The 632-nt window shown below is 68.7% G+C and carries 1 protein-coding gene; it reads right to left on the bottom strand.

Going from position 1 to position 632, the window contains the following annotated elements; genetic code table 11:
* The coding region (locus PQR02_RS40710; protein ID WP_408243434.1) for an NADH-ubiquinone oxidoreductase-F iron-sulfur binding region domain-containing protein at nt 1-632 on the bottom strand (632 nt) is incomplete at both ends.

Here is a 632-nt window from a genome sequence, read left to right as displayed (position 1 = left end):
AGATCGCGCAGCAATTGCACCTGGCGCGTGGACGTGTCGCCGTTGCGAATCCGGCCGATCACTTCGACGCCGCGCGTCGAGCCGATCCGGCACGGTGTGCACTTGCCGCACGATTCGATCGCGCAGAAGTGCATCGCGTACTGCGCGAGTTCGGCAAGATTCGACGTGTCGTCATGCACGACCAGACCGCCGTGGCCGACCACTGCGCCGACGGCCGCATACGCCTCGTAGTCCATCGGAATGTCCCACTGGCTTTGCGGCAGATAGGTGCCGAGCGGGCCGCCCACCTGCACCGCGCGCGCCGCCCGGCCGCTCGCCGTGCCGCCGCCGTAGTCGTACAGCAATTCGCGCAGCGTCACGCCGAACGCGAGTTCGACGAGGCCGCCTTGCTTGACGTTGCCGGCCAGCTGGAACGGCAGCGTGCCGCGCGAGCGGCCCATGCCGTAGTCCTGATAGAACGCCGCGCCGCGCGCGAAGATGACCGGCACGGTGGCGAGCGTGATCACGTTGTTGATCACCGTCGGCTGGCCGAACAGGCCCGCGAGCGCCGGCACCGGCGGTTTCGCGCGCACGATGCCGCGCTTGCCTTCGAGCGATTCGAGCAGCGCCGTTTCCTCGCCGCACACGTACGA

The sequence above is a fragment of the Paraburkholderia sediminicola genome (assembly GCF_046026895.1).
In the GTDB taxonomy this organism is placed as follows: domain Bacteria; phylum Pseudomonadota; class Gammaproteobacteria; order Burkholderiales; family Burkholderiaceae; genus Paraburkholderia; species Paraburkholderia sediminicola_C.
This window is presented reverse-complemented; position numbering and strand designations above follow the sequence as displayed.